Genomic DNA, 22,294 nt, shown 5'->3' on the forward strand with positions numbered 1-22,294 from the left:
CGCCGCCCCGCCCGCCGCCGATCACTGGCGCAGGTGGGTGACGTCGCCCGCCGAGAACGAGCGCCGGACGCCGTCCCGCTCGAGCACGAGCGAGCCGTCGGCGTCCAGCGCGACCGCGGTGCCCTCCTCGACGGAGCCGTCGGGCAGCTCGACCCGGACCGGGCGGCCGAGCGTGCCGCAGTGCGCGCGCACGACGGCGGCGGTGCCGGAGTCCTCGGCGTCGCCGAGGGCGAGGAGCGGGACGAGCAGCGCCGCGAACTCGGTGAGGAAGCCGGCCAGCACCGCATCAGCGCCCGTCGTCGTCGCGCCGGCGAGCGCGAGGGAGGTCGCCGTGGGAACGGGCAGCTCCTCCTCGCTCAGGAGGAGGTTGACGCCGGTGCCGACGATCACCCGGCCGTCGGGGAGGCGCTCGGCGAGGATCCCCGCCGTCTTCCGCCCGTCGAGCAGGACGTCGTTGGGCCACTTGACCTCGACGGCGCTCGCGACGAGCGGAGCGAGCGCCCGGGCGAGGGCCGCGCCGGCGAGCAGCGGCAGCCAGCCGACCGCGGCGGCCGGCAGCGGCGCCGCGTCCACGAGCGTGGAGGCCGCGAGGGTCCGCCCGGCGGGCGCCTGCCAGACGCGGCCGAGGCGGCCCCGGCCCGCGCGCTGGTCGTCGGTCGCCACGACAGAGAGGTGCGGCCAGGCACCGGGCTCGGCCGTCGCGCGGTCGCGGAGCTCGTCGTTCGTCGATCCCGCGCTCTCGAGCCAGAGGACCTGCGGCGACACGGAGCGGGAGAGCGGGAGCTGCATGCGGCCACGCTACCGGGGGGCCCCCGCGAGAAGCCCCCGAGCCGGACGCGCACCCCGCCGCTTGTGCGGACCCTCCCACCGGAGCGCCCGCTCCCTGTGCGCCTGCGACAACGGAGGGGTCCATCCGCGCCGATAAGGTGGGCGGGTGACCGCGAACATCGAACGTCCCGCGCCCGATCTCTACACGACCGCGGGGAAGATCGCGGACCTGAAGGCCCGCTACCACGAGGCGGTCACCGCCAGCGGCGAGGCCGCGATCGAGAAGCAGCACGCCAAGGGCAAGATGACCGCCCGCGAGCGGATCGACACCCTCCTCGACCCGGGCTCGTTCGTCGAGCTGGACGAGTTCGTCCGCCACCGCACCCACGCCTTCGGCATGGAGAAGAAGCGCCCCTACGGCGACGCCGTCGTGACCGGCACCGGCACCATCCACGGCCGCCAGGTCGCCGTGTACTCGCAGGACTTCACGATCTTCGGCGGCTCGCTCGGCGAGGTCGCCGGCGAGAAGATCATCAAGGTGATGGATCTGGCGCTGAAGACCGGTGTCCCCATCATCGGCATCCTCGACTCCGGCGGAGCGCGGATCCAGGAGGGCGTCGTCGCCCTCGGCAAGTACGGCGAGATCTTCCGCCGCAACACCGCGGCCAGCGGCGTCATCCCGCAGATCTCGATCATCTGCGGCCCGGCGGCCGGCGGCGCGGTCTACTCCCCCGCCCTCACCGACTTCGTGATCATGGTCGACAAGACCAGCCAGATGTTCGTCACCGGCCCCGACGTGATCAAGACCGTGACCGGCGAGGACGTCGGCATGGAGGAGCTCGGCGGCGCCCTGACGCACAACAAGATCTCCGGCGTCTCGCACTACCTCGCGAGCGACGAGAACGACGCGCTCGACTACGCGCGCACCCTGCTCTCCTTCCTCCCGGACAACAACCTCTCCCCCGCCCCGGTGTTCGACAACGAGGTCGACCTCGAGACCACCGACTCGGACCGCTTCCTCGACACCGTCATCCCCGACAGCCCGAACCAGCCGTACGACATGCGCGCCGTGATCGAGCACATCGTCGACGAGGGCGACTTCCTCGAGGTGCAGCCCCTCTTCGCGCCCAACATCGTGATCGGCTTCGGCCGGGTCGAGGGCCGCTCGGTGGGCATCATCGCCAACCAGCCCAGCGCGATGGCGGGCACCCTGAACATCGAGGCGGGCGAGAAGGCCTCGCGCTTCGTCCGCTTCTGCGACGCGTTCTCGCTGCCGATCCTCACCCTCGTCGACGTCCCCGGCTACCTGCCGGGCACCGACCAGGAGTGGACCGGCGTCATCCGCCGCGGCGCGAAGCTGCTCTACGCCTACGCGGAGGCGACCGTCCCGCTGGTCACCGTCATCCTGCGGAAGGCCTACGGCGGCGCGTACATCGTGATGGGCTCCAAGCAGCTCGGCGCCGACATCAACCTCGCCTGGCCGACGGCCGAGATCGCGGTCATGGGCGGCCAGGGCGCGGTCAACATCCTCTACCGCAACGAGATCCGGAAGGCGGAGGAGGCCGGCGAGGACGTCGCCGCCGTCCGCACCCGCCTCGCGAACGAGTACACCTACAACGTCGCGAGCCCGTTCCTCGCCGCCGAGCGCGGCGAGCTGGACGGCGTCATCGAGCCGTCGGCGACCCGGGTGTCGGTGATCAAGGCGCTGCGCGCGCTGCGGACCAAGCGCGCGAACCTGCCGGCCAAGAAGCACGGCAACATCCCGCTCTGAATCGCGGTCAGCCGGCCGTCGGCGCCTTCGCGGGTGCCGACGGCTTCTCCGCGCCCGGCTTCTCGGCGGCCGGCTTCTCCGCGGCGGGCTTGTCCGCGGCCGGCGCCTTCTCCTCGGAGCGCGCGCCGAGGGCCCGGGCGAAGGCGAGGGCCTCGCGCGGGGACACGTCCGGCAGGTAGGCGCGGCCGATCGCAGCGCCGATCCGCGGCAGCTGCAGCGCGTCCGGGTAGGCCATCCACAGTCCCGCGTAGCGCGGGTGGAACTTGGCCTTGAAGCGGAACAGCGACGTGAAGCCGTAGGCCGGCTCGAGCGTCCGCGCCAGGAACTCGAGCAGACCCGAGAGCGCGGTCGGCTCGGGCGGCTCCTGCCCCTCCGGCACCGGCGCCGTCGCGAGCGGCGCCCCGGACAGCGAGACGAACTCCGCGCCCTGCTCCTGCGCGCGGAGGGCGGCGGAGGCGATCAGGAACTCCATGATCCCGGGCATCGCGTCGTCCGAGCGGCGCATGAAGTCGAGCGTCCAGCCGACGATGCGGCCGTCGCGGTGCACGGGCAGCCAGCTGGTGACCCCCTGCAGCACCCCGTCGGGGCCGACCGCGAGCAGCAGGGCGACATCGGCGTCGCGGGCCTCGTCGATGCCGCCGAGGGTGAAGCCCATCTCGGGCAGCGCCTTCTCGGAGACCCACTTCTCCGACAGGTCGACGATCTGGCTGGCCATCCCCAGAGACAGCTCCGGCCAGGTCGTCCAGACCGGCTCGATGCCCAGCTTGATCGCCCGGGTCAGCGGGTAGCGCACCTTCTGCCAGCGCTTGCCCGTCAGCTCGAAGCCGCCGAGCTCGATGATCGTCTCCTCGCCCACCGAGATCCGCGACCAGCCCAGCCCGTCGAAGACCGGCAGCAGCTCGTCGTGCACGCTGTAGAAGACCGGCGTCCAGCTGCGCTCGTCGCAGAACGCGACGAAGCCGGCCACGACCTCGGCGCGCTGCTCGGGCGCGCAGGCCGGGTCCGAGAGCGTGATGGCGACCCCGCCCACGACGCGGTAGGCGACCCCGCCCTCGCCGTCGGGGGCGATCCAGTGCTCGTTGCCCTGCCAGGTGCCCTGGTGGCCGAGGCTGCCGGCGCCGTGGCGCACCAGCAGCGAGCGGTAGACCGCCTCGTCGCCGCGCACGCCCTGCACGTCGGTCGCCCGGAGGAGGGCGACGACGGCCACCACCACGAGGAGCCAGAACACCGGCCCGACCCACTCGAAGCCGAGCCGGGCGAGCGGCTCGCGCGGCACCGCGAGCAGGCCGTGCCCACCGAGGAAGCCGGACGGCACGAAGCGCAGCAGTCCGTCGAGCAGGAGCCGGCCGATCCCGAGCACCGGCTCGAAGCTGGTGCGGGTCGAGGCGGAGAGCGCGAGATAGCCGCCGAGCGACGCGACGAACCCGATCGCCACGACGAACGACCAGCGGCGCGCGGACGCCCGCGGCGCGCGGATCCGGAAGTGCCTGCTGCTGACCGCGAGCAGGACGATCACCCCGACCGGGACGATCACGGTGGTGGCGAGCCAGAGCAGGTACTCCGCGTAGTACTGGAAGTCGGGGTGCCGGGCGGCGCGCTGCAGCAGGACGATGTCGAGGATCGCGATGGCCGCGTTGACGCCGATGGCGAGCAGCAGCCCGAGCCGGCGCCCGGAGCGCAGGCCGTAGGCGGCGACGAGGAGCAGGATCATCGGGACGAAGGTGAGCAGGATCGGCCCGGGCGAGATGAGGTTCAGCCGCACGTGGTGCGCGCAGTGGCGCACGGTGGCGCCGCAGGGGTCCTCGAGATCGGCGGCACCGGTGAAGGCGCTCTGCAGCAGCCGTCCGAGGAACGAGAACGGCCCGTAGCCCGAGTCGGAGAGCACCGCCACGAGCGGGCCGATGGCGGTGACGGCGACGACGGCCGCGAGCAGCGCGCGCGACTCCCGGTGCGAGCTCGGAGCCGGGCGGCGCGGTCGCAGTCCGCTCGTCCCGTGCGCCATCACGGCGCCGACGGCGAGGCCGGCAGCGCCCGCGAGGAGGCGGTAGACGTCGGCGGAGTCCCCCGCGTAGAGGACGAACATCAGCACGACCGCGAAGACGGTCACCCGCAGGCGGCGCCGCCAGAGCCCGCCCATGAAGGCGGTCGCGGCCAGCAGCGCGCCGACGCCGCCGATCAGCGGGTCGAAGGTGTGGTCGCCGACGGTGTCGCCGGTCCACCACTCGCCCGCCGCGGCGCCGACGCTCTGGAGGACCGCGCCGATGCCCGTGCCGAGCGCCCCGGTGACGAGGAAGGCGACGACGAGGCGGCGCGACCCGAGCCGGTGCTCCGCGGCGATCAGCAGCGGCAGCAGCAGCAGGACGGCGAGCAGGAGCGCCGCGGGCCCGGAGGCGATCAGCAGGCCGGTCACGGCGGCCCAGGGGCGCCCGTCGAGGATGGTGCCGGCGCCCGCCGCCCACCACGCCTCGGTCGCCTCGCTCGCCGGGCCGGTGAGGGTGCCGGCGGCCGCGCTGGCGAGCAGGACGACCAGGGTCGTGGCGAACGCGGCGGGCGAGGAGCGCACCGCCACGGCGATGCGGCGGGCGGTGGCGCGGCCGTGACTCGGGGACCACGACGGCATGCGGGGACACTCCTGTTCGGACGGGACGGGCGTCGCTCCGGCGGCGTCCGGCGTCAGCATAACCACGTGCGCGGACGCGGGACCGTGAACGGCATGCGGTACCGTCGCGGGATGAGCGCAGCCGACTCCGCCCCCTCCGCCCCGGCCTCTCCCTCGGTCGTCATCACGACCCCCGGTCTGGACGCCCGCGAGATCGCCGCCGTGACCGCCGTCGTGACCGCGCTCGCCGCGCAGTCGCACCCGGTCGCCGAGGTGCCCGTCGTCCCGAGCGGCGGCTGGAGCGACCGCGCCGCGGCGGTCCGATCGCCGCTGCGACCGGCGCCCGGCGCCTGGCGCTCCTTCTCCGGCTGAGGGCTGCGGGCGGGCGCTCCGGCGCCGCCGAGGACCCTCCGGGACGCCGAGCGGCGCGGATCATCGATTTTGTACCCCGATTAGTCCCCTAAAGTGCCGACTACCTGGCCCTCGCAGTCCTGGGCATGATTATCCGTGTTAGGTGTTCACTCCTCGGAGGGGGCACCGCCAATCACTCGCCGACCAGGGTAAGTAGGCGGGTGTTTTGGGGGCGAGTGAGGGTGACATTCGGGTTGTCACCCTCACTCGGGGTTTGACGGCGGGCTGGGCCCCCTCTTCGGAGGAGTGGACAGCCCGCCGCACTCTTTCAACCGGTGTGTCCGTCGGATGGCCGTCGGGTTCGTCGGTCCCGACCCGCCGGTGCCGCTTCGTCGGTACCGCTGCGCCGCGACCGCTCAGTCCTCGCGGTCGCCCCGCTCGTCGCGGCGGATCTCGACCCACGCGTCGACCTCGTCGCCCGCGTCGTCCGAGCCGAGCGCGCCCGCGCTGCCGTCGCCGTCGGTCCGCAGGCCCACGACCGTGACCGCGGACGGGGAGTCGGCGGACGCGGTGCGGACGACGACCCGGTCGACGCCCTCGCCGATCCCGCTCAGCGCATCGGCGAGCTCGCGCAGGACGCGCCTGCTCTCCTGCTCCGAGGTCCGGTCCAGACCGCCGTCGTCGAGCACGGACACCGTCACGCCGCGGCGCCGCGCGTCGAGCACGAGCCGGCGGACGTCCGCGTCGAGCAGCCGCCTCCCCCGGATCTCGTCGCGGACGGAGGCCTCCAGCAGCGCGCACTCGCGGCGCTCCTCGTCGGTGAGCCCGCGGGGACCGGTCGCGATGCGCAGCAGCATCTCGGAGGCGATGGCACGGGTCTGCTCGAGGCGGACCTCGCGCTCGGAGAGGTGCGCCTCTTCCGCCGCCCGCCACGACGCCGCGGCGCGCTCGGCCGCCTCGAGCACGCGCGCCTCGGAGCCGGCGCGGCCGAGCTCGATGATCAGCAGCTGGGCGATGGCCACCCACGCGATGCCGCCGACGACGCCGAGGGTCGCCAGGGCGACGGGGCCCGCCCAGACGATCGTGTGCACGATCAGGAAGGCCATCCCGGCCCACGCCGCCAGCGGCCGGCGCCGGGCGCAGACGATGGTCATCAGGGTGCCGACCGCCGCGATGTACCAGGTGGAGTAGCCGTTCGAGGCGTCGGGGTCGAGCGAGGGCGACACCAGCAGCGGCAGCGCCACGGCCACTCCCGCCATCACCGCGGCGACGACCGGGTCCATCCGCGTGGCCGAGCTCGGCAGGAGGGCGATCACGGTGGCGCCGATGTAGAGGGTGACGGCGATGAGGTCGGCCGGCGTCGGGGGCGTCAGGCGGTAGGAGAAGAAGGCGAGGACGACGTGGTAGAGCGAGAAGCCGCCGCCGAGGGCGTAGAGCAGCGGACGCGGGTAGGCGATCACGGGCGGCTCCCTCCGGTCGGCCAGTGCAGGAGGACGCGGGTGCCGCGGCCGGGCTCGGTGTCGATGCGGGCCGAGCCCTGCACCTGCTCCACGCGGTCGAGGATCGAGAGGCGGATGCCGAGCCGCTCGCGGGGCACGTCGGCGAGGAGGAAGCCGCGGCCGTCGTCCTCCACCACGACGTCGACGGAGCAGGCGGAGATGCGCCCGCGGACCGAGCGCTCGACGGTGCCGCGGGGGCCCGCGTGCTGGACGCTGTTGGTCAGCGCCTGCCAGACGGCGCCGAGCACTGCCTCAGCCACCGGACGCGGCATCGTGGTGGTCCGGGGATCCGCCGACTCGTCGAGGACGACCTCGAAGTCGGCGAAGAACGTCGAGGCCGCATGGGTCAGCTGGCGCTCGAGGAGCTCCAGCGGCACCTCGCCCACGTCCAGATCGGACTCCTCGTCCGGCAGCAGAACCGAGAGGGTCTTCCGCGCCATCGAGGAGACGAGCGCGCGCTCGGCCTCCGTCTCGGCCGTCGCGGCGGCGAGCAGCGTCGCGAGCACGTTGTCGTGGACGAGGGCGTCCACCTCCACCCGCTCGAGCTCGCCGGCGTGCTGGCGCATCGCCGCCTCGTACTGCTCCATCGCCGTGCGCTGGGCGCGATCGACCCGGTCCGCGGACTGGCGGAGGACGGTGATCAGCACGAGCATGACGAAGCCGACGATGCCGACGTAGACGGCGTCGAGGGCCGCACGGGTCGGCGACGCTCCGCCGCCCGAGGGCAGCACGCGGAGGACGCCGAACAGGAGCGTGGTGACGCAGGCGTAGGCGATCGCGAGCCGCAGCGGAGCGACGATCGTGCAGAAGGCCGTGCCGATCGTCAGCAGGTACCAGATCCACGGAGTCTCCTGGGCGACCGCGTCGGCGCGGATCGTGAGCGGCCAGGTGAGCAGGGCGAGCAGGAGCGAGAGGGCCACCAGGGCCCCGCTGACCTGCGTCCCGCGGCGGACGACGGCGGTGATCACCGAGCCGGCGAGCGAGCCGAAGACGACGATCAGGACGGGCCAGGCGACCTCGGGACGCAGGACCGGCAGCTGATCGAGGATCGGCGGGACGGTCTGCAGCGCGAAGCCGAAGCCGAAGAAGGAGACCACCGTGCTGATGATCCGGTCAATGCGCTCGCGGTTCGCCGTCGCGCGCGCGGGGACGACCTCAGCGGCCGGCATCGCCGTCGTCCGGATCGATGCCCGGGAGGATGCCGTCCTCGACGGCGCGGCGCAGGAGGTCGACCTTCGTCGGCGCGGGCCGCCCGATCTCGACGTACTTGTCGCGGATGCGGTCGAGATACTCCTTGGCCGTGGAGACCGAGATCTGCAGCCGGTCGGCGACGAGCTTGAGCGGGAGGCCGGAGGCGTAGAGGTGCAGGACGTCGCGCTCGCGCCGGCCGAGCACGGCGCGGGCGAAGTCGTCGTCGGCGTCGATCGCCGAGGCCCACTCGAGGTTGTTCAGCACCTCGCCGCGGGCGACCGTGAGGATCGCGGCGATCACGGTGGACATCGGCGAGGACTTCGGGATCACGCCCGCGGCGCCGGCGGCGAGCGCCTCCCGCACCGCCACGACCCGGTCGGCGATGCTGTGGACGAGGACGGCCGAGCCGCGCACCTGGCCCCACTTCACGTTCGCGGTGATGCTCGAGCCGTCGTTCAGGGAGAGGTCGAGCACGAGGACCTCGATCTCGGTGCCCCCGAGCACCTCCTCGAGCCCCCGCACCGTCTCGGCCGCGGCGACCACCTGCATGCCCGCGCTCTCGATGGCGGCCGCGACGCCGAGCCGGACCGACTCGTGGTCGTCGACGATGGCGACGCGCACCCTCGGCGCACCGGCGGACTCAGCGATCATCGGTGGTCTCCATCGGGCTCATGCTAGCGACGCGGCGGGCTCAGTCGGCGCGTCGGACGAGGCGGGCGACGGCCTCCACGTGCGAGGTGTGCGGGAAGAGGTCGAACCCGTCGAGCCGCTCGAGCTCGTAGCCGCCGGCCGAGAGGGCGCCGACGTCGCGGGCGAGCGCGACCGGGTCGCAGGCGACGTAGACCAGCTGGGCGGGCGCGAGCTCGATCAGGGCGTCTGTGACGGCGCGTCCGGCTCCCGCGCGCGGCGGATCGAGGACGACGGTCGCGGCCCGCCAGCGCGCGCGCTCGCGGGCGTCGGCCTGGGCGAGGGCGTCGCGGAGGTAGCGGTCGACCCGGGCGGTCACCGCGCGCGCGCCGACCTGGTCGGCGAGGTTCTCCAGGGCGTGCTCGGTGGCGCGGGAGTCGCTCTCGACGCTCGTGACGCGGACGCCGGCGCCGAGGTGGTCGGCGAGCGCCGCGGCGAGCAGGCCCACTCCGCCGTAGAGGTCGTGGTTGGCGGCGCGGACGTCGGCGATCGCGGGGTCGACGGCGGTCTGCACCGCGTCGAAGAGGGTCGCCGCGGCTCCGCGGTGCACCTGCCAGAAGCCGGAGCGGTCGACGCGGAAGGTGCGGTCGGCGACGAACTCGGAGACGACCGTGCGGTCCCTCCTGGCGCGCTTGTCGGACGGGTCGTGCACGAGCACGGCGGCGCCCTCCGAGCCGGCGGCGTCGACCAGGTCGACGACCGAGCCGGGGGCGAGGCGCTGATCGAGCGGGGCGGCGGCCGAGGAGGCGGCGGTCGCCAGCGGGAGGGCGTCGACGTCGACGACGTGGTGGCTGCGGGCGGCGTAGGGGCCGACGCGGCCGGAGTCGTCCACGTGCAGGCGGTTGCGGGTGCGCCAGCCCAGGCCGCCCGACTCGTCGTCGCCGGCGACGGGCGCGACGACGACGTCGACCTCGCGCCGGGCGAAGCGGGAGAAGGAGTCGACCAGCACGGCGCGCTTCAGCTCGCGCTGGTACTCGAGCGCGGCGTGGCCGAACTCGGCGCCGCCGACGCGCTCCTCGGGCCGGCGGTCGATGCCCGCCTGCGCCCAGACGTGCTCGACGCGGTGCGGCGACGCCTCGAGGACCTCGAGCGCCTCGCCCCGCCAGAAGCTGTCGTGGCGGACCTCGCTGATGCGCACGCGCACCCGCTCGCCGGGGAGCACGTCGGGGACGAAGACGACGCGGCCCTCGTGCCGGGCGACGAAGACGCCGCCGTGGGCGACGTTGCTAATCTCGAGCTCGACCTCGGTGCCGAGTGCTCCGTCGGTCCCCGCGGCTCGTTCGGACGTGCGGGGCGGGGTCTGTGCCATCCGTCGAGCATCCCACAGCGTGGGCCCGATCGCAGGGAGCCCCCGTGCGCCTCCACCTCGCCTCCACCTCCCCCGCCCGCCTGGCGCTGCTGCGCGCCGCCGGGATCGAGCCCGTGGTCGTCCCCTCCGAGGTCGACGAGCCCGCCGCCGTCGCACGGGCCGAGCAGGAGCGCGGGGCGGCGCTGGACGCCGACGCCACCGTGGCGCTGCTCGCCCGGGCGAAGGCGACCGCCGTGCTCGGACCGCACCTCGACGGACTCGTGCTCGGCGGCGACTCCGCCTTCGTGCTCGACGGCGTCGTGCACGGCAAGCCGCACGAGCCCGAGCGCGCCCGGGAGCGCTGGCGGGCGCAGCGCGGCCGCACCGGGCGCCTGCACTCCGGCCACTGGCTGATCGACCACCGCGGCGGGCGGATCGTCGCCGAGGTCGGCGCGGTCACCTCCGCCGCCGTCACCTTCGCCGCCGACATCGAGGACGACGAGATCGACGCGTACGTCGCGACCGGCGAGCCGCTCGAGGTGGCCGGCGCGTTCACCATCGACGGCCGCGGCGCCGGCTTCATCACGGCGATCGAGGGCGACCCCTCCACCGTGATCGGGATGTCGCTGCCGACCCTGCGCTCGCTCGTGCGCGAGCTCGGGGTCGCCTGGCCGTCGCTCTGGAACCGCTGAGCCCGCGCGGGGCGCTTGTGCGGAACCGACGAAGCGCTCGCTCTTCTTTGTGGTGAGCCGCGCCGGGCATCCGCGGGCCGACCTCTAGGGTTGGGGACCATGCCAGGTATCACGAAGGTGCTCATCGCCAACCGAGGCGAGATCGCCGTCCGCGTCGTCCGGGCCGCCCGCGACAGCGGCATCGCCTCCGTCGCCGTCTACGCCGACCAGGACCGCGATGCGGTGCACAGCCGCCTCGCCGACGAGGCCTACGCGCTCGGCGGCACCACCAGCGCCGAGACCTACCTCGTCATCGAGAAGCTGCTCTCCGTCGCCCGCCGCTCCGGCGCCGACGCCGTGCACCCCGGCTACGGCTTCCTCGCCGAGAACGCCGACTTCGCCCGCGCCGTCATCGACGCCGGACTGGTCTGGATCGGCCCGTCGCCCGAGGCCATCGAGCGCCTCGGAGACAAGGTCTCGGCCCGCCACGTGGCCGAGAAGGTGGGCGCTCCCCTCGCCCCCGGCACCCTGAACCCCGTCTCCGGCGCCGCCGAGGTGCTCGAGTTCGTCGACCAGCACGGACTCCCCGTCGCGATCAAGGCCGCGTTCGGCGGCGGCGGTCGCGGCCTCAAGGTCGCCCGCGAGCGCGACGAGGTCGAGGAGATGTTCGCCTCCGCCACCCGCGAGGCCGTCGCCGCGTTCGGCCGCGGCGAGTGCTTCGTCGAGAAGTACCTCGACCAGCCGCGCCACGTGGAGACCCAGTGCCTGGCCGACTCGGCCGGCAACGTCGTCGTCGTCTCCACCCGCGACTGCTCGCTGCAGCGCCGGCACCAGAAGCTGGTCGAGGAGGCGCCCGCGCCGTTCCTCACCGACGAGCAGAACACCGAGCTCTACCGGGCGTCGAAGGCGATCCTGCGCGAGGTCGGCTACGTCGGCGCCGGCACCTGCGAGTTCCTGATCGGCAAGGACGGCACCGTCTCCTTCCTCGAGGTGAACACGCGCCTGCAGGTCGAGCACCCCGTGTCCGAGGAGGTCACCGGCATCGACCTCGTCCGCGAGCAGTTCCGGCTCGCCGAGGGCGGCCTGCTCGACTACGAGGACCCGCAGCCGCGCGGCCACTCCTTCGAGTTCCGCATCAACGGCGAGGACGCGGGTCGCGGCTTCCTGCCCGCCCCCGGCCCCGTGCACGTCTTCAAGGCGCCCGGCGGTCCGGGCGTCCGCGTCGACTCCGGCGTCGTCGCCGGCGACGTGATCTCCGGCTCGTTCGACTCGCTGCTGGCCAAGCTGATCGTCACCGGCGCCACCCGCGCCGAGGCGCTGGAGCGCTCGCGCCGCGCCCTCGCCGAGTTCGAGGTGACCGGCCTGCCGACCGTGCTGCCGTTCCACCGCGCGATCGTCGACGACCCCGCGTTCGCCCCCGCCGGCGACGCGCCCTTCTCGATCTACACGCGCTGGATCGAGACCGAGTTCGACAACACCATCGAGGCGTGGAGCGGCGAGCCCGGCGCCGTCGACGGGCCGGCCGCCCGCCAGAGCGTCGTCGTCGAGGTCGACGGCCGCCGCGTCGAGGTGACCCTCCCGGGCGACCTCGTCGGCTCCGGAGGCTCGCGCGGCCCCGCCGCAGCGGCCCCCAAGCGCCGCGGCGCCGGCTCGGTCAGCACCGTCACCGGCGACTCCGTCACCGCGCCGATGCAGGCCACCATCGTCAAGGTCGCCGTCGCCGAGGGCGACACGGTCGTCACCGGCGACCTCGTCGTCGTCCTCGAGGCGATGAAGATGGAGCAGCCCCTCACCGCCCACAAGGACGGCGTCGTCCGCGGCCTCAACGCGGAGCCCGGCAGCACCGTCTCCTCCGGCCACCTCCTGCTCTCCATCGAGGGCTGACCCCGCGCCGGTCCCGCGCCGGACGTCTGCGCGCGCCGGATCTCGATACGCGCGCTCCGCGCGCTACTCGATCAACATGGACGGGGCGCCCCCGGATCATGCCGGTCGAGTAGCCGCGCAGCGGCGTATCGAGACCCACCCCGGCAGACACGAGCGCCGCAACATCAGCCAGGATCGACTCTCATCGCTCATCAGCGCTGACCCCGCCTGCCAGCCGATGCTGTGCGGATCTCGATACGCGCGCCCCGCGCGCTACTCGATCAACATGGGGGTGAGCGCCCCTATCTGTCTCTCCAGCGGGGCGGTGGTTCCCACCCTTCTCCCCCGCGCAGACCGCGCCGGCGTCCCGACCATGCTGGTCGAGTAGCCGCACAGCGGCGTATCGAGACCACCCCGGCAGACACGATCGCCACAACATCAGCCAGGATCGACTCTCATCGCCCCACCAGCGCTGACCCCGCCTGCCAGCCGATGCTGCGCGCGGATCTCGATACGCGCGCTCCGCCCGCTACTCGATCAGCATGGCTGGGGCGCCCCGGCTCATGCTGGTCGAGTAGCCGCACAGCGGCGTATCGAGACCACCCCGGCCGACACGATCGCCACAACATCAGCCAGGAGCGACCCTCATCGCCCATCAGCGCTGACCCCGCCTCCCAGCCGATGCTGCGTACGGATCTCGATACGCGCGCTCCGCCCGCTACTCGATCAGCATGGCCGGGGCGCCCAGCTGGACGCCCGGCCGCGCGCAGAGCGCCGCGACCGGGAAACGCGTGCCAGCGTTTCACGGCAGCGCGACGCGAGACGCTCTGCGGAACGCACCACGTCGCGAAGCCGACCGCGCTGAGCCGCGCAGGGAGCGGCTCAGAACCGAGCACCGCACATCGTCAGCTTTCAGCTGACGATGTGCATGGCGCGCGCCGCCTCGGAGATGGAGCCGGTGAGGCTCGGGTAGACGGTGAAGGCGCGGGCGACCTGGTCGACGGTGAGGCGGTGCTCGACGGCGAGGGCGAGGGGGAAGATGAGCTCGCTCGCCTTCGGGGCGACGATGACGCCGCCGATGACGGTGCCGGAGCCGGTGCGGGCGAAGACCTTCACGAAGCCGTCGCGGATGCCCATCATCTTCGCGCGCGGGTTCGCGGCGAGGGGGAGCTTGTAGATCTCGCCCTGGGCGAGGCCCTCCTCGATCTCCTTCTGGCTCCAGCCGACGGTCGCGATCTCGGGCTGGGTGAAGATGTTGGCGGCGACGTTGCGCACCTCGGTCGGGTTCACGGCGTCGCCCATGGCGTGGAAGACGCCCGTGCGGCCCTGCATCGCGGCGACGGAGGCGAGCGGCAGGAAGGTCGTGCAGTCGCCGGCCGCGTAGATGGAGGGGACGCTGGTGCGAGCGACGCGGTTGACGCGGATGTGGCCCGACTCGGTGAGCTGGACGCCCGCCTCCTCGAGGCCGATGCCGGCGGTGTTCGGGATCGAGCCGACCGCCATCAGGCAGTGCGAGCCCTCGACCACGCGGCCGTCGGAGAGCACGGCGCGCACGCCGGTCTCGGTGCGCTCGACCCGGTCGGCGCGCGACTTGGACAGGACGACCATGCCGTTGCGCTTGAAGACGTTCTCGATCACGGCGGCGGCGTCGGCGTCCTCGCCGGGGAGGACCTGGTCGCGCGAGGAGATCAGGGTGACCCGCGCGCCGAGGGCGCGGTAGGCGGAGGCGAACTCGGCACCGGTGACGCCGGAGCCGACGACGATCAGGTGCTCCGGGACGGTCTTCATGTTGTAGAGCTGGGTCCAGCTCATGATCCGCTCGCCGTCGGGGGCGGCGGAGGGCAGGATGCGCGGGCTCGCGCCGACCGAGACGACGATCGTGTCGGCCTCGATGCGATCGAAGTCCATGCCCTCGTTGCCGGGGGCGGTGGCGACGATGAGGGCGTTCGAGCCGTCGAGGCGGCCGTCGCCCTGCACGATGCGGACGCCGTGGTGCACGAGGTTCGCGCGCATGTCCTCCGACTGCTGGCGGGCGAGCCCGAGGAGGCGCTTGTTGACCGTCGCGAGGTTGACGGCGACCTCGGGGCGGACAGGCTTGTTGGTCTGCTCCGAGCGGGTGAAGAACTGCACGCCCAGGTCGGCGGCCTCGCCGATCGCGTTGGTGGCCTCGGCGGTCGCGATGAGCGACTTCGACGGCACGACGTCGGTGATGACGGCCGAGCCGCCCACTCCGACCCGCTCGACGAGGGTGACCTCGGCGCCCAGCTGGGCTCCCGCGATGGCGGCCTCGTACCCGCCGGGTCCCCCTCCGAGGACGGCGATCCGCTGCGTGCGCTCGAACTCGTAAGGCATGCCTCCCATTGTCCTCCCGCGCTGGGAGTTCGCCCAATCGACGGCGGCCCGGGAGGGGCCGCGGGCGGCACCCGCGCCCGCGCGCGGCGTGGATAAGGTGGGGGAATGGCTGACCAGACCCCCAATCCGCTCGACTCCGCCGACGCCGATCCCTTCGCGATCGCCGCAGAGGCCGCCACGCAGATCGCCGAGGCGACCGGGGTGGAGAGGCACGACATCGCCCTCACCCTCGGCAGCGGCTGGGGCAAGGCCGCCGACGCGATCGGCGAGACGACCGCCGTGGTCCCGGCGACCGACATCGTCGGCTTCACGAAGTCGGCCGTCCACGGCCACGGCGGCAGCCTCCGCTCGGTGCTGCTGCCCACCGGGAAGCGCGCGCTCATCATCGGCGCCCGCACCCACTACTACGAGGGCCACGGCGTGCGCCGGGTCGCGCACAGCGTCCGGGTCGCCGCGGCGACGGGCGCCTCGGTGATGATCCTCACCAACGGCGCGGGCGGCATCAAGGAGCACTGGACGCCCGGCACCCCCGTGCTGATCAGCGACCACATCAACCTCACCGCCGACTCCCCGCTCGAGGGCGCGACCTTCATCGACCTCACCGACCTCTACTCCGCCCGGCTGCGCGCACTCGCCCGCAAGACCCGCGAGGACCTCGACGAGGGCGTCTACGTGCAGTTCCGCGGCCCGCACTACGAGAGCCCGGCCGAGGTGCAGATGGCGCGCATCATCGGCGGCCACATCGTCGGCATGTCGACCGCGCTCGAGGCGATCGCCGCGCGCGAGGCGGGCATGGAGGTGCTCGGCATGTCGCTGATCACGAACCTCGCGGCCGGCATCCAGAAGACGCCGCTGAGCCACGAGGAGGTCCTCGAGGCCGGCCGGAACGCCGAGGACGACCTCGCGCGCCTGCTCACCGGGATCACGGGCGCGCTGTGACGGCGGACGTCCGCGCCCGCGCCGAGGACTGGCTCGCCCAGGACCCGGACCCGGAGACCCGGCAGGAGCTCGTCGATCTGCTCACCGCCGACGCGGCCGGCGACCCCGCCGCCGCGGCCGAGCTGGAGGACCGCTTCCGCGAGCGCCTCGCCTTCGGCACGGCCGGGCTGCGCGGTGCCATCGCGGCCGGCTCGAACCGGATGAACCGCGTCCTCGTCTCGCAGGCGGCCGTCGGCCTCGCCGAGCACCTGCTCGCGCAGGGCCTGGAGCGCCCGCTGATCGTCATCGGCTACGACGGCCGGCGGAACTCGCGCGTCTTCGCCGAGGACTCCGCCGCGCTGATGGCGGGGGCCGGCGCCGATGCCGTGCTGCTCCCCCGGCTGCTGCCGACCCCGGTGCTCGCCTTCGCGGTGCGCCACCTCGGCGCGGACGCCGGAGTGATGGTGACCGCGAGCCACAACCCGCCGCAGGACAACGGCTACAAGGTCTACCTCGGCGGCGACGACGACGGCTCGCAGATCGTGCCGCCGGTCGACTCCGCGATCGCCGAGCGGATCCTCGCCGTCGCGACCTCGCGCCGCGTCACCGAGCTGCCGCGCGGCGAGCACCGCATCGCCGACGAGTCCGTCGTCGACGCGTACATCGCCGCCACGGCCGCCGTCGGCCGGCAGTCGGCCCCATTGCGCGTCGTCTACACGGCGATGCACGGGGTGGGCTGGGAGACGGCGCACCGGGTGCTCTCGGGCGCGGACTTCGACGAGCCCGCGGTCGTCGTCGAGCAGATCGACCCGGACCCCGCGTTCCCGACCGTCGCGTTCCCGAACCCGGAGGAGGCAGGTGCCCTCGATCTGGCCTTCGCGACGGCGCGCTCGGGACGCGCCCAGCTCATCGTCGCCAACGATCCCGACGCGGACCGCTTCGCCGCGGCGATCCCGGACGCGTCGCTCGAGGAGGGCTTCCGCCGTCTCTCCGGCAACGAGGTGGGCGCCCTCCTCGGCTGGCGCGCGGCAGAGCGGGCCCGCAGCGCGGGACGGACGGGCGGCGCGCTGGCCTGCTCGATCGTCTCCTCCCCCGCCCTGGGCGCGGTCGCCCGCGACTACGGGCTGGACTTCGCCGAGACGCTGACCGGCTTCAAGTGGATCTCGCGGGTCCCGGACCTCGTCTTCGGCTACGAGGAGGCGCTCGGCTACCTGGTGAACCCGGAGACGGTCCGCGACAAGGACGGGATCTCGGCGGCGCTCGCCTTCCTCGACCTCGCCTCGTCGCTCGCGGCCGAGGGCCGCACGATCGCCGACGAGCTCGACGCGTTCGCCGAGCGCTTCGGCCTCTTCGGCTCGGAGCAGATCTCGCTGCGGGTGACCGACCTCTCGGAGATCGGCCGCATCATGGCGGGGCTGCGCAGCACCCCGCCCACCGCGATCGGCGGTCTGCCCGTGCAGCGCACGGAGGACCTGCTCGCGGCGGACGGAGCGCTCCCGCCGACGGACGCGCTGCGGTTCACCCTCGACGGGGCCCGCCTGATCGCCCGGCCGAGCGGCACCGAGCCCAAGGTCAAGCTCTACCTCGACGCGTGGTCGCACGAGGCGGACGGCGACGCCCGGCGCGGGGCTGTCGCCGCCCGCCTCGACGCCCTGCGGGCGGGAGCGGCCGAGCTGCTGCGCTGAGCGGGCGTCAGCCGTTCCCGGGCTCGGTGACCGGTCCGGGGGCGGCGGCGTCCGTCTCCAGACCCGGGTCCTCATCGCCCAGGTAGACGGGCTGCGCGCGATCGAGGAGGAAGTCGGACACCGCGGCGATCGTCCGATCGTGCTGCAGCGCCCACGGGGCGTGCTCCGCTCCGGGGATGTAGACGGTCTGCGAGTCGGGAACCGCCCCGGCGAGCAGGTGCTGACCGCGCCAGTCGACCGAGTCGTACTGCGACCGGACCAGCAGCGTGGGCATCCGGAGCGCCGCGAGCTGCGAGAGCACGCCGTCCCAGTGCGCCTCGAAGTTCTTGTTGAGAACGACGTTGGCGTAGAGGTTGAGGCCGCCCTGCGATCCGGTCGCGACCGCCGTCGCCTTCTTGGCGTCCTCCTGGGAGAGGAGGGCGACGGCGGCGTCCGGTCCGACGGTCTCCAGCAGCGTCGCCGCGGCGGAGAGGCGCAGCTGCGCGCTGAGGGGAAGGGGAGCGGGCTGCGGGGCGCCGGGGTCCGCGCTCGGCCGCGCAGCGGACGCCTCCTGCGCCGCCGCGGCGGCGTCACGCCCCTCCGCGGAGGTGTCGTAGGTGCCGGGAGAGACGAGGACGGCCCTCTCGACGTGGTCGGGGTGCGCCGCGGCGTAGGCGGCCGCGAGGAAGCCGCCTGCGGAGTGGCCGACGAGGATCATGCGGTCCGCGCCGGTCTGCTCGCGGACGGCGTCGATGTCGGCCAGGGACCGCTCGAGCGTGTAGTCGCCGATCGGCAGATCGGAGGAGTAGCCTCCGCCGGGCTGATCGAACATGTAGACGTCGTGACCGGTCTCGGCGAGCGCAGGGACGAAGTCGAAGTCCCCGGGGAAGATGAACCCGCCCGGTCCGCCGTGGAGGTAGACGATCGGGACGTCGGAGCCGCCGGGCGCGGGGGCGTCGGTCTTCCAGTACGCGACGCGGGAGCCGGTGGAGAGGTCCCAGAACTGCGGGGCGACCGGGCCGAAGCCGACGGACGTGCCGCCGACCGGGGCGAGGACGGTCCCTCCGAGCAGTGCGCCGACGACGGTGGTCGCAGCGGCGGCGATCACCATCGGGCTGCGCAGTCGCGCCCATCGGCGGGCCGGTGCCGCGCGACGCGGGAGGAGCCGGCGCACCGCCGTGACGAGCGCGGCGATCAGGAGCAGGGACAGGACCAGCCAGACGACGACCGCGAGCGGAAGCGAGGCGCGGAGGGCGAACGCGGCGGCGATCGTCGCGACGACGAGGCCGAGGACGACGGCGGCCGCGGTCGCGGCTGCGGGCAGGACGCGCCGGAGGAGGCGGAACGGCCGGGAGCGGCGGAAGCGCGCTCGCGGAGTGGAAGTCGTGGGAGTGGGGGTCGTGGGAGGGGGCGGGGTAGCGGACACGGCGTGAGAGGACTCCAGGGAGAGGGACGGTGGCGCGGGCGGCGGGACGGATCGGTGACGATCGATCTCGGGCGCCCGCGGGCCGCCGAGGAGAGGCTCCTCGAGAACGGCCGAGTCGGAGGATGCCACCGCCCCGCTCGCGCCTGCCGCCGTGGCGCGGGCGCTGGCGTCGGACGTCGTCAGCGGGAGGGACGGCCGCCCAGCTGCTCGCCGCGCTTCCAGAGCCACTCGACCGGGCCGACCGGGAAGCGGCGGAGCCAGAGGTGCGCGGCGAGCACGACGATCGCGGCGACGAGGACGAAGGCGCCGATCGTCACGGGCACCCGCCACTCGGCCGCGGTGACCGCGAGCCCGAGACCCCAGCCGTAGAAGAGCGCGCCGCCGAGCAGGTTCTGCAGCAGGTAGGCGCTGAGCGCGACGCGGCCCACCTCGCGGGCGCGCCGCGCGATCCAGCCGTCGCTGCCGCGTCGCAGGCCGAGCTCCGCGAGGATCGCGAGCAGGCCGAGGGCGACGAGCGGGGCGAGGAGGTAGCGCTCGGCGAGCAGGCCGGCCGCGCTGCCGGTGAGCCCGAGCACCAGGTCGACCGGAGCGGCCAGAGCGCCGAGGACCATCAGCCGCCGGCGGAGCCGACGCCCCTCCTCCGCGAACAGCCCCGCGCGCAGCAGCTGGGCGCCGAGGAGGAACATCGCGAGGCTGAGGAACGCGATCAGGACCGGCTCCGCCCGGAACACGCCCACGTTCTGCAGCCGGAACAGCGCGAGGCCGAGGAAGGAGGCGTCCGCGTAGCGAGAGCGACCGGCGGGTCCGGCTCCGGTGCTGCCGGGCTGGGTCGCGACGAGCGCCACGAGCGCCGAGATCAGCAGGACGTGCAGGGCGCCGAGGATGATCACCGTGCGGCGCTGCGTCCGCGGCCGGGTGAGCAGCAGCCAGGCGACCACCGCACCCGTGACCGCATACCCCATCAGCACGTCGAACTCGGCGATCAGGACGTAGTTGACCGCGCCGTCGAGCAGGAGCAGCGTCGCCCGCCACAGGTAGCGGCCGGGCCAGCGCCGGCCGCGCCGGACGGCCGACGCGTGCTGGATCGCGAGGCCGATGCCGAAGGTCAGGGAGAGCAGGGCGAGGAACTTGCCCTGCGCGAGGGCCATCAGCAGCAGCTGCGCGGTCTGCGCCGGCGCCGACGTGCCGGGCGTCACCGGGTCGGACAGCATCCCGAGCAGCCCCCACGGGTGCGAGAACAGCCAGATGTTGGTGCCGAGCGTGCCCAGGATCGCGACGCCGCGGACCACGTCGAGCGACGCGATCCGCCGGCCGGTGAGCTCGTTCTCGGGCAATACAGTCGTATTGGTCATGTCAGGGAGCGTAGCCTGCTCGGGCGGACGGATCGAGAGGAGCCCGGATGGCCGAGCGGCGCGAGAGCAGGAGCGACATCCTCTCGGCGGTCGTCACCGTCCTGTCGACCCGCGGAGCGGAGCAGCTCAGCATCCGGACCGTCGCCGCGGAGGCGGGAGTGTCCGTCGGCGCGGTCCAGCACCACTTCCCCACCAAGCAGGCGCTGCTCACCGGCGCGATGGCGCGGGTGGAGCAGCGGTTCCGGGGGCGGATGCGGGAGCTCGCCGAGCAGGAGCCGTCGGCCGAGCGGCGGCTGCGCGCCTTCTGCGACGCGATCGCCTGCGTCGAGGACGCGGACGTCGCCGACGCCGTCGTCTGGACCGCCTTCGCGTCGCGGGCCGGCACGGATCCCGCGATCCGCGCGCTGCACACCGACGGCTGGTCGCGCACCGAGGGCGTCGTCCTGGACCTGCTGCGCGCCGCTCACCCCTCCGCCTCGTTCGGCCCCGACGACGCCGCCCTCCTGCTCGCCGTCCTCGACGGCATCGCCGTCGCCCGCGCCGCCGAGCAGCCGACCCGCCTCCCCCCACCCCGGGCCCGCGCCCTGATCACCCGCACCCTCACCCTGCTGACCCCCTGACCCCCGCCCCCGTCCGTCCCCCCTCCGCGAGATGCCACTTGTGCCCGCCTCCCCCGGCGTGTCGCCCTCACAGGTGGCATCTCGCGAGCCTCGACACCCCTGGGGCCCCGAGCACCGCAGGGCAGAGCGCGCGATCGAGAATCGCGTATCAGCGATTCGAGACAGCGCGACGCGACCCGCTCTGCGGAACGTGCCATCCCATGAAGCCGACCGCGCTGAGCCGCACAGGGGGCGGCTCAGAAAGGCACCCCTGCCGACCGCGCTGAGCCGCACAGGGGGCGGCTCAGAAAAGGGCACCCCTCGCGTGCCAGCGATTCTCGACAGCGCGACGCGACCCGCTTCATGAAGCCCACCACCCGAGAGCGCCGACCACGCTGCGAGCAGGGCAGAGCGCGCGATCGAGAATCGCGTGCCAGCGATTCGAGACAGCGCGACGGGACCCGCTCTGCGGAACGCGCCATCCCAGGAAGCCGACCGCGCTGAGCCGCACAGGGGGCGGCTCAGGAAAAGGCACTGATCCGCCTCCGGCGGATCATCAACCGAGAGCGCGCTCGATCTTCTCCGTGATCTCGGTCTGGTCGAGGTAGTTGTCGATGACGACGACCTCGGCGAAGGTCTTGCCGATCCTGTCGATCAGCTCGCGGGAGGTGAGGATGACCTGCGCGTCGGCGGCGAGGGCGTCGACGGAGGCGAGGTCGGAGGCGACGACGTCGGCGTCGAGGTCGAGGGCCTCGAGGGCGCGCTCGGCGCCGAGCTTGAGGATGGCGGAGGTGCCGATTCCGGCGCCGCAGAGGGTGACGATCTTCATGCGCTTCTTCCGTGGTGCGGGGTGTCGTCGGTGAGGACGGCGTTGATGCTGCGGACGGTGCGGGCGGCGGCGAGGGCCCCGACCGCGTCCGGCCTGGTGAGGACGTCGGCGAGGCCGGAGACGAATCCGACGTGGCCGTGCGCCTGGGTGGCGGCGATGCCGATGACCACCGACACCGGGTCGTTGGTGCTGTGGCCGAAGGCGACCGGCTCGGCCAGGGTGACCACCGAGATGCCGTCCTCGAGCACGTCGTTGCCCGGCCGGGCGTGGGCGAGGGCGAGCCCCGGAGCGATCACGATGTAGGGACCGAGCACGTCGACCTGCTCGACCATGCGGCGGGAGTAGGCCGGGTCGACCGCGCCGCTGCGCTCGAGGGCGCGTCCCGCCTCCAGGACCGCCTCGCGCCAGCTGGCGGCGGGGTGGCGCAGGGCCACCGCGGCGTCCGAGAGCGGGTCGAGGGGCATGC

At 73.7% G+C, this 22,294-nt stretch carries 18 protein-coding genes; 7 read left to right on the forward strand and 11 right to left on the reverse strand.

The window, feature by feature from the left end; genetic code table 11:
* Positions 1-21 precede the first annotated feature (21 nt).
* The gene (locus HQQ82_RS05005) at positions 22-789 is read right to left on the reverse strand and encodes a biotin--[acetyl-CoA-carboxylase] ligase (RefSeq protein ID WP_173231921.1); all 768 of its coding nucleotides are present in this window, start codon (positions 787-789) and stop codon (positions 22-24) included.
* Positions 790-934: 145 nt separating this feature from the next.
* On the opposite strand from HQQ82_RS05005, the gene HQQ82_RS05010 reads away from it, so the two are divergent.
* A complete protein-coding gene (locus HQQ82_RS05010; protein WP_367947821.1) occupies positions 935-2,539 on the forward strand; it encodes an acyl-CoA carboxylase subunit beta in 1,605 nt (534 codons plus the stop codon).
* Positions 2,540-2,546: 7 nt separating this feature from the next.
* On the opposite strand, the gene HQQ82_RS05015 is transcribed toward HQQ82_RS05010, so the two are convergent.
* Positions 2,547-5,159 (reverse strand): bifunctional lysylphosphatidylglycerol flippase/synthetase MprF, encoded by a 2,613-nt coding sequence (locus tag HQQ82_RS05015; protein WP_173231922.1) that lies wholly within the window; start codon positions 5,157-5,159, stop codon positions 2,547-2,549.
* A 111-nt stretch (positions 5,160-5,270) separates the two neighbouring features.
* On the opposite strand from HQQ82_RS05015, the gene HQQ82_RS05020 reads away from it, so the two are divergent.
* Entirely contained in the window at positions 5,271-5,510 is a 240-nt protein-coding gene (locus HQQ82_RS05020; protein ID WP_173231923.1) for an acyl-CoA carboxylase subunit epsilon, read from the forward strand.
* Between the two features lie 395 nt (positions 5,511-5,905).
* Here the strand turns inward: HQQ82_RS05020 and HQQ82_RS05025 are convergent, their stop codons facing one another.
* The 4 genes from HQQ82_RS05025 to HQQ82_RS05040 are packed head-to-tail and all read right to left on the reverse strand — an operon-like array spanning position 5,906 to position 10,175.
* Complete coding sequence (locus tag HQQ82_RS05025) at positions 5,906-6,949, reverse strand: hypothetical protein (protein ID WP_173231924.1); 1,044 nt, start codon at positions 6,947-6,949, stop codon at positions 5,906-5,908.
* On the reverse strand, positions 6,946-8,157 hold the full coding sequence (locus tag HQQ82_RS05030) for a sensor histidine kinase (protein WP_173231925.1): 1,212 nt from the start codon (positions 8,155-8,157) through the stop codon (positions 6,946-6,948). Before HQQ82_RS05030 ends, HQQ82_RS05025 begins: the two co-directional genes overlap by 4 nt.
* Positions 8,144-8,830 carry a response regulator transcription factor gene (locus HQQ82_RS05035; RefSeq protein ID WP_173231926.1) on the reverse strand — a complete coding sequence of 229 codons (687 nt, stop codon included), beginning with the start codon at positions 8,828-8,830 and terminating at the stop codon, positions 8,144-8,146. Before HQQ82_RS05035 ends, HQQ82_RS05030 begins: the two co-directional genes overlap by 14 nt.
* 40 nt (positions 8,831-8,870) lie before the next feature.
* Complete coding sequence (locus HQQ82_RS05040; protein WP_173231927.1) at positions 8,871-10,175, reverse strand: class I SAM-dependent RNA methyltransferase; 1,305 nt, start codon at positions 10,173-10,175, stop codon at positions 8,871-8,873.
* Positions 10,176-10,219: 44 nt separating this feature from the next.
* Between HQQ82_RS05040 and HQQ82_RS05045 the strand changes: the two genes are divergently transcribed.
* On the forward strand, positions 10,220-10,846 hold the full coding sequence (locus HQQ82_RS05045) for a Maf family nucleotide pyrophosphatase (protein ID WP_173231928.1): 627 nt from the start codon (positions 10,220-10,222) through the stop codon (positions 10,844-10,846).
* Between the two features lie 99 nt (positions 10,847-10,945).
* A complete protein-coding gene (locus HQQ82_RS05050; protein ID WP_173231929.1) occupies positions 10,946-12,709 on the forward strand; it encodes a biotin carboxylase N-terminal domain-containing protein in 1,764 nt (587 codons plus the stop codon).
* An 891-nt stretch (positions 12,710-13,600) separates the two neighbouring features.
* Here the strand turns inward: HQQ82_RS05050 and HQQ82_RS05055 are convergent.
* A complete protein-coding gene (locus HQQ82_RS05055) occupies positions 13,601-15,040 on the reverse strand; it encodes an NAD(P)H-quinone dehydrogenase (protein ID WP_173231930.1) in 1,440 nt (479 codons plus the stop codon).
* 105 nt (positions 15,041-15,145) lie between these two features.
* Here HQQ82_RS05055 and HQQ82_RS05060 point away from each other — a divergent pair, with 105 nt between their 5' ends.
* Positions 15,146-15,979 (forward strand): purine-nucleoside phosphorylase, encoded by an 834-nt coding sequence (locus HQQ82_RS05060; RefSeq protein ID WP_173231931.1) that lies wholly within the window; start codon positions 15,146-15,148, stop codon positions 15,977-15,979.
* Positions 15,976-17,643: a phospho-sugar mutase gene (locus tag HQQ82_RS05065; protein WP_173231932.1), complete on the forward strand. Its 1,668-nt coding sequence runs from the start codon at positions 15,976-15,978 to the stop codon at positions 17,641-17,643. The genes HQQ82_RS05060 and HQQ82_RS05065 overlap by 4 nt, the downstream gene beginning before the upstream one ends.
* Positions 17,644-17,650: 7 nt before the next feature.
* Here HQQ82_RS05065 and HQQ82_RS05070 read toward each other — a convergent pair whose 3' ends face one another.
* Together HQQ82_RS05070 and HQQ82_RS05075 are read right to left on the reverse strand one after the other, a co-directional pair.
* A complete protein-coding gene (locus HQQ82_RS05070) occupies positions 17,651-19,048 on the reverse strand; it encodes an alpha/beta fold hydrolase (protein WP_173231933.1) in 1,398 nt (465 codons plus the stop codon).
* 179 nt (positions 19,049-19,227) lie between these two features.
* Positions 19,228-20,400 (reverse strand): DUF418 domain-containing protein, encoded by a 1,173-nt coding sequence (locus HQQ82_RS05075; protein WP_173231934.1) that lies wholly within the window; start codon positions 20,398-20,400, stop codon positions 19,228-19,230.
* Between the two features lie 47 nt (positions 20,401-20,447).
* Between HQQ82_RS05075 and HQQ82_RS05080 the strand changes: the two genes are divergently transcribed.
* On the forward strand, positions 20,448-21,020 hold the full coding sequence (locus HQQ82_RS05080; RefSeq protein ID WP_173231935.1) for a TetR/AcrR family transcriptional regulator: 573 nt from the start codon (positions 20,448-20,450) through the stop codon (positions 21,018-21,020).
* Positions 21,021-21,555: 535 nt separating this feature from the next.
* Here the strand turns inward: HQQ82_RS05080 and HQQ82_RS05085 are convergent.
* Both HQQ82_RS05085 and HQQ82_RS05090 read right to left on the reverse strand, forming a co-directional pair.
* Positions 21,556-21,828 (reverse strand): PTS sugar transporter subunit IIB, encoded by a 273-nt coding sequence (locus HQQ82_RS05085; RefSeq protein ID WP_173231936.1) that lies wholly within the window; start codon positions 21,826-21,828, stop codon positions 21,556-21,558.
* Positions 21,825-22,292, reverse strand: a complete 468-nt coding sequence (locus HQQ82_RS05090; RefSeq protein ID WP_173231937.1) for a PTS sugar transporter subunit IIA — start codon at positions 22,290-22,292, stop codon at positions 21,825-21,827. The genes HQQ82_RS05085 and HQQ82_RS05090 overlap by 4 nt, the downstream gene beginning before the upstream one ends.
* Positions 22,293-22,294: the final 2 nt, after the last annotated feature.

The sequence above is a fragment of the Rathayibacter sp. VKM Ac-2856 genome, from assembly GCF_013205055.1.
In the GTDB taxonomy this organism is placed as follows: Bacteria; Actinomycetota; Actinomycetes; order Actinomycetales; family Microbacteriaceae; genus Rathayibacter.